Genomic DNA, 6,085 nt, shown 5'->3' on the forward strand with positions numbered 1-6,085 from the left:
CGGCGTGCCTGGGCGGCGTTTGGCTGATGAGGTGTTGCGGCGTGCCTGGGCGGCGTTTGGCTGATGAGGTGTTGCGGCGTGCCTGGGCGGCGTTTGGCTGATGAGGTGTTGCGGCGTGCCTGGGCGGCGTTTGGCTGATGAGGTGTTGCGGCGTGCCTGGGCGGTGCTTGACCTAGGAGGTGCTGCGGCGTGCCTCGAGGCGGCGCTCGACTCGAGAGGGGCTGTAGCGATGGCCGGCGCCTGACATCGGCCCGCCGAGGCCCTGAGCGCTTGTCCCTCACGCGACGTCAGGGCCCATAGTCGGGGTGTGGAGGAACAACTGACCGTGGGACGCGTGGCCGAGCTGGCCGGCGTGACCGTCCGCACGCTGCACCACTACGACGAGATCGGCCTGCTGCAGCCCTCGGCCCGCACCGGGGGCGGGTATCGCGCGTACGCCGCAAGCGACGTGGAACGCCTGCGTGAGGTGCTCGCCTACCGGCGTCTGGGATTCGGGCTGCGCGAGATCGCGGCGCTGGTCGACGACCCGGCGACCGACGCGGTCGCTCATCTGCGCCGGCTGCGCGGGCTGCTCGTCGACCAGCGTGATCGTGCCGCCGCCATGGTGACGGCCATCGACCGCGAGCTGGAGGCGCGGGCGCGGGGGATCAGGACAACACCGGAGGAGCAGCTGAGGATGTTGTACGACGTGATCGGAGCCGCCTACCCGGCCACGCGCCGCACCGAGCCGCGGATCGCCGCGCGGATCTGGGCGGCGCTCGGCGACGCGCGGACGGTGCTGAACGTCGGGGCCGGCACCGGCTCGTACGAACCCCCGGACCGCGACGTCACCGCGGTCGAGCCGTCGGCGGTCATGCGGGCCCAGCGACCCCCGGACGCGGCACCGTGCGTGGCCGCCGCGGCCGGGAATCTGCCGTTCGCGGACCAGTCGTTCGACGCCGCGATGGCGGTCAGCACCGTGCACCACTGGCCGGACGCGGTGGCCGGCCTGCGCGAGATGCGCCGGGTCGCGCGCCGCGTGGTCGTGTTCACCTACGACGCCGACTCCGCCGGGTGGCTCCAGCGGTTCTGGTTGACCCGCGACTACCTGCCCGAGTTCGCGGGCCTGCTCGACGGACGCCCGGCGCTGTCGGAGCTGGCCGGGGCGATCGGGGCCCGTACGGTGCCGGTGCCCGTGCCGTGGGATTGCGCCGACGGCTTCTTCGAGGCTTATTGGCGCCGGCCCGAGGCCTACCTGGAGGAGCCGGTGCGCCGGGCGGTGTCGGTGTGGACCCGGGTCGGGCCGGCCGCCGAGCGCCGGGCCGTGGACGCCCTGCACGACGACCTCGCCTCGGGGCGGTGGGCCGCCCGAAACCGCGACCTGGCCACCCTCGACGCCGCCGACATGGGCCTGCGCCTCCTCATAGCGTGACCGGCCGAAACGAGCGCGGCCGCGACAAGGCCGGCCGCGACGAGGCCAGCCGCGATGAGGCCAGCCGCAACGACGGCGGCCACGACGAGGCCGGCCGCAACGAGGCCAGCCGCGATGAGGCGGCCGGAGTCAGAACGACCGCGACGAGGCCAGCCGCGATGAGGGCCGCTGAAACGAGAACGCGCAGGTGAACGGGCCTAAGCGCCGCGCTCCCAGACGGCCACGGCGGCCTCGCCGTTCTGCGGGACCCAGCCCAGGGCGTCGGGCTGCCCGGGAGTGCCGGTGAAGGTCAGAGTCAGCGAACCGTGGCCGGCGTCGAAGCGTACGGGCTTGGTCTGCTGGGGGTCGTTCTCCCAGCCCTTGAGGTCATAGAGCGTGAACATGGCCGGATTGATCGTGAACGGCCGGGTCGCGTCGACCGAGAGAACCGCCTTGGCCGAGCTCTTGGCGAAGGACGCCGACTTGAGCGTCACCTTGGCGACCGGCTTGGCGTCCTTCGTGATCGTGACGACCTTGCCCGCCTGCACGTACTTGAGCTTGGGGTCGCTGTCGGCGATGGCCGGCGCGGGAGCGGCGGGGGCGGCCGCGACCGGAGCGGCTGCGGCGGCCGCGACCGGAGCGCCTGCGGCCGGAGCGACATGATCATCAGCCACGGCGACCCCGGCGCACGCGCCATTCGTGGCGGCCGCGATGGCGAGGCCGGCGAACAGGGCGATTGCGGGTTTCCTCACGTGATGTCTCCCGGTCTGTCTGGTGGTGAGTGTTCGGACAGTGCAACGGCGGAGAGCCACCACGGTTGTGTGCCGGTCGACACATCGTACAGACCGAAGCCTCCCTCATGTCCTCCGCGGGGCGGCCGATGAGGCGCGAGTGAAACGGGCCGTACCGGCGTTCTTGATCCTTCTGCTGCTCGCCACCGAACTCGGCCTGCACGTCGGCGGCACGACCATGATCGTCATCTACAGCTGCGCGATGATGCTGGTCACCTGTGCCGGCTCGGCGCTGCACGCGGTCGCGGCGTGGCGCAGTCGGGGCCGGGCCCGTACGGTGTGGTCGACCACCGCGGTGGGGCTGGCCTGCTGGGCGTACGCCGAGATCTCGGTCGGGGTGCCCGCCGTGCAGACCGGCATAGCCGACGGCCGCGGCACCCTCGCGACCATCTTCAACCTCGGTGCCCTGGTGCTGGCCGTCGTCGCGATGCTGACGATCCCGACCGCCCCGCGGACGGCGGTCGGCAAGGTGCGGATGGTCCTGGACGGGACCGTCGCCGCCAGCGCCCTGCTCGGCACGGCCTGGATGCTGGTCCTGGCCCCGATGATCAAGGTGTCGGGCGGTCTTTCCAACGCCGTCGTCGACCTCGCCTACCCGGTCGCCGCGGTCGCGCTGCTCGCCATCTCGCTGGTGCTGCTGGCGGCTCAGCCCGCACGCCGGGCCACCGCGATGAGCGCGATCAGCGGCGGCATCGTCGTGCTGACCGCCACCCTGCTGGTCGAGGTCGTCGGGCAGGTCCTCGACCAGGGCTGGCTGCGGCCCTGGGTGCTCGGCGGTTACGTCGCGGCGGCGGCTTTGATGAGCGTCGCGCCGCTGGTCCCGCTCCCGGCTCGCCAGGAGACTCCGACCGCCCGTACGGCCGCAAGCCCGGTTCTCCCGTACGCACCGGTGGCCGTCTACGTCGTCGTGGTCGCGGCCCAGACGACGAGTGGCCACGCGCTCGACCCGGAAGTGGTCTGGGCCGCCCTGCTGATGGTCGTGGCGGTGCTGGGCCGGCAGTTCCTGGCGTTGCGGGCCAATGCCGCTCTCTCGCGCGACCTGGCCGCCCAGCGTGAACGGTTCGCGTACGACGCCGCGCACGACTCGCTGACCGGCTTGGCCAATCGCGCCGGCTTGCAGAGCGCGCTGGAGACCGTACGGGAAAACGCTTCTCTTCTTCTCATCGACCTCGACGACTTCAAGATCGTCAACGACACGCTGGGCCACGCCGCCGGCGACGACCTGCTGAGGCTCACCGCCGACCGGATCCGCCAGGTCACCGCCGATCATGGAGAAGACGCGTTTCCCGTACGGCTGGGAGGCGACGAATTCGCCGTGCTCCTGCACAGCGGTGGGGCCGTGAGGGGCAGTGAGGTGGCAGCCGCCATCGTCGAACGCCTCGGCGAGCCGACGCAGCTGCACGGCCGCCGTACCGCCGTGCGCGCCAGCATCGGCGTGGCCCCCGCCGCCCCCGGATCCGACGCCCAGAGCCTGCTGCGCGACGCCGACATCGCGCTCTACCAGGCGAAAGAGCTGGACAAAGGCGGGTGGCGGCTCTACGACGAGCAGCTCGACGCCACCATCCAGGCCCGCCGTTCCCTACGCGACGAACTGGCCCACGCCCTCCGGTCCGGCGGCCGGCTGCGGCTGGAGTTCCAGCCCATCGTCGACCTCGCAACCGGCGCGGTCGTCAGCTCCGAGGCCCTGGTGCGCTGGGACCGCCCCGGCCACGGCACGGTCGCGCCCGGCGACTTCCTGCCGGTGGCCCACGAGGCCGGCCTGATGCCGGCCCTCGACCGCTGGGTCCTCACGACTGCGCTCGCCGCCACCCCTTCGGCCGCCGCAGTGCCCGTCCACGTCAACGTCTCGGCCGAGTACCTGGCCGGCGGAACCGTCCTCGACGACATCCGGCGGGCGCTGGCCGACACCGGCCGCCCGCCGTCGGCCCTGACGCTGGAGGTCACCGAGACCGCCCTGATCGGCAACCTCGACGCCACCGCGCAACTGCTGCAGAGCGTCCGCGACCTGGGCGTCCGCGTGGTGCTCGACGACTTCGGCGTCGGCTATTCGTCCCTGACCTACCTGCGCCGCCTCCCGGTCGACGGCCTGAAGATCGACCGCTCGTTCATCCAGGAGCTGCACCGCGACCGCGAGGCCACGGTCCTGATCCAGACCATCATGACCCTGATCCACGGCTTGGGCCTGGACTGCGTCGCCGAGGGCGTGGAGACCGAGGCCCAGGCCGCCGCGCTGCGCGAGCTGGGCTGCCCTCAGGCCCAGGGCTTCCTGTACGGCCACCCGGCGCCCGCCGCCGAGCTCGTCCGCCAGGCGTAAGCCCGTCGGCGCCGGCCCAGGCTCATCCGTCCGGCCTCAGGGGCCGTCGGCGACTGCCCCGGAGCGCGGCGCTCGCCCGCGCCGGACCGGTCGTCTCCAGCCCCGCCCCGCCTGATTCCGTGCGAGGTTTCCGCTGTTCGCGCACCAGATCTTCACAGATGATCAATAGCGTTCCCCGACGTGGCGCTTACTGTCCCGACCCATCCGCTGATCGTGGCCCTCAAGGTGTGGCGGCCCCGATGGTTCGACGGGGTCGCCCTGGCCGTCGGTTCGATGGCGCCCGACCTGGCGTACGCGCTCGACGGCTTCAACCTGCCGGTCTGGAAGATGTCGCACGGCCTCCGCAGTTTCGTGTTCTGGTGTGTCCCTCTGACGATGGTGCTGACCTGGCTCATCCGCTGGGCGGCACCCGTGGTGGCCGGTCATCTGCCTTCGGCCGGACCATTGGCGTTGCGCGACTACGGAGTCCTCGGCCACAGCCGCCATCCTCTGGTGGTCAGCTGCTGGTCGGCCTTGATCGGGGCGGTCAGTCACCTCCTGCTGGACTTCGCCGAGCTGCACCTGCCGATGGTGGAGAACGTCCTGCATGTCCTCGGCTTCGCCGGTCTGCTCGCCCTGATGGCCCACATCGGCCGACGCCGCCTGCTCATCCAGTGGCACGGCGAGCCACCATTGCGGCCGTCACGTCCGCTACCTTTCTGGGCCGTAACCGTCGCCGTCGCAGTGCCACTGGCAGCCTTGCTCCCGCTTCTCCCCGGGGCCGAGCTGATGCACACCACGGGCAATCGTCTCCTCATCGTCGCCGGCTTGGCCCTGCTGACCGCCGCGGTCGTAACCACGCGTCTCCGGGCCACGCCGCCGGTGAACGCGTAGCGACAAGGCCAACTCTGGTCCCCGTCGTGCCTGCTCACCGCCGGCGACCATGCCGTGTGTGATCCGGGCGGCCGTGCCTTGTGGGATCCGAGTGGCCCCGCCGTGTGCGATCCGAGTGGCCGCGCGGGTGGGACGCGGGCGGGCCCGCCGTCACCGCAGAGGCGTGTCGGACCCCTGCGCATCCGGGTTTCTCTACTCACTGGCTGCTGTCGTCCAGCTGTGGAGCACGGTCCCGTTCTCCGGCCATCGCCATCCCGAGTGCTCCCGCACCTGCTTCCCCGACACGACAGTGGCCCTCCCGCAGACGACGAAACCTTCGTCCTCGTCAGGCAGGGCCAGACAGAAGTGATGGTCCTCGAACCGTTCCGGCACGCCGGCGTAGTCGAGCAGGCGCCGACGGCCCGCTCCTTCCACCAGCTCGATCGTCAGCCCTTCGTACGAGGTTCGCAGCTTCACCGCCCTCACCCCTTCGAACAGCACGCTCGCCGTGTTCCCTCGCTCGTCCGGATCGCTCCTGTGCAGAACCAGCTGCGAGTGCCCCACCCCGTAGACCCACCACCGAAAGCTCCCCTCGAGAACCATCCGCGCCACCCGTTACCTTTTTGATCGTCCCCGTTGGGGACGGCTCGGTCGCCCGGTCCGGTATGACTCTTCGCCCCTGTCGTTGGCATGATCCGGGGGTGTTGTCGCCGGGCCGGGTGGCATCGATGGACCGCT

At 71.5% G+C, this 6,085-nt stretch carries 5 protein-coding genes; 3 read left to right on the forward strand and 2 right to left on the reverse strand.

The window, feature by feature from the left end; all coding sequences use genetic code 11:
* Positions 1 to 307: 307 nt before the first annotated feature.
* A complete protein-coding gene (locus tag JIG36_RS51260) occupies positions 308 to 1,411 on the forward strand; it encodes a MerR family transcriptional regulator (protein ID WP_203384250.1) in 1,104 nt (367 codons plus the stop codon).
* A gap of 197 nt (positions 1,412 to 1,608) precedes the next feature.
* Here the strand turns inward: JIG36_RS51260 and JIG36_RS51265 are convergent, their stop codons facing one another.
* Positions 1,609 to 2,142 (reverse strand): hypothetical protein, encoded by a 534-nt coding sequence (locus JIG36_RS51265; RefSeq protein WP_203384251.1) that lies wholly within the window; start codon positions 2,140 to 2,142, stop codon positions 1,609 to 1,611.
* A 139-nt stretch (positions 2,143 to 2,281) separates the two neighbouring features.
* Here JIG36_RS51265 and JIG36_RS54585 point away from each other — a divergent pair, with 139 nt between their 5' ends.
* Both JIG36_RS54585 and JIG36_RS51275 read left to right on the forward strand, forming a co-directional pair.
* The gene (locus JIG36_RS54585) at positions 2,282 to 4,495 is read left to right on the forward strand and encodes a putative bifunctional diguanylate cyclase/phosphodiesterase (RefSeq protein ID WP_203384252.1); all 2,214 of its coding nucleotides are present in this window, start codon (positions 2,282 to 2,284) and stop codon (positions 4,493 to 4,495) included.
* A gap of 180 nt (positions 4,496 to 4,675) precedes the next feature.
* Positions 4,676 to 5,368 (forward strand): DUF4184 family protein, encoded by a 693-nt coding sequence (locus tag JIG36_RS51275; RefSeq protein ID WP_203384253.1) that lies wholly within the window; start codon positions 4,676 to 4,678, stop codon positions 5,366 to 5,368.
* A gap of 192 nt (positions 5,369 to 5,560) precedes the next feature.
* Here JIG36_RS51275 and JIG36_RS51280 read toward each other — a convergent pair whose 3' ends face one another.
* On the reverse strand, positions 5,561 to 5,824 hold the full coding sequence (locus tag JIG36_RS51280; RefSeq protein WP_203384254.1) for a hypothetical protein: 264 nt from the start codon (positions 5,822 to 5,824) through the stop codon (positions 5,561 to 5,563).
* Between the last annotated feature and the right edge of the window lie 261 nt (positions 5,825 to 6,085).

It is taken from the genome of Paractinoplanes ovalisporus (genome assembly GCF_016834655.1).
In the GTDB taxonomy this organism is placed as follows: domain Bacteria; phylum Actinomycetota; class Actinomycetes; order Mycobacteriales; family Micromonosporaceae; genus Actinoplanes; species Actinoplanes ovalisporus.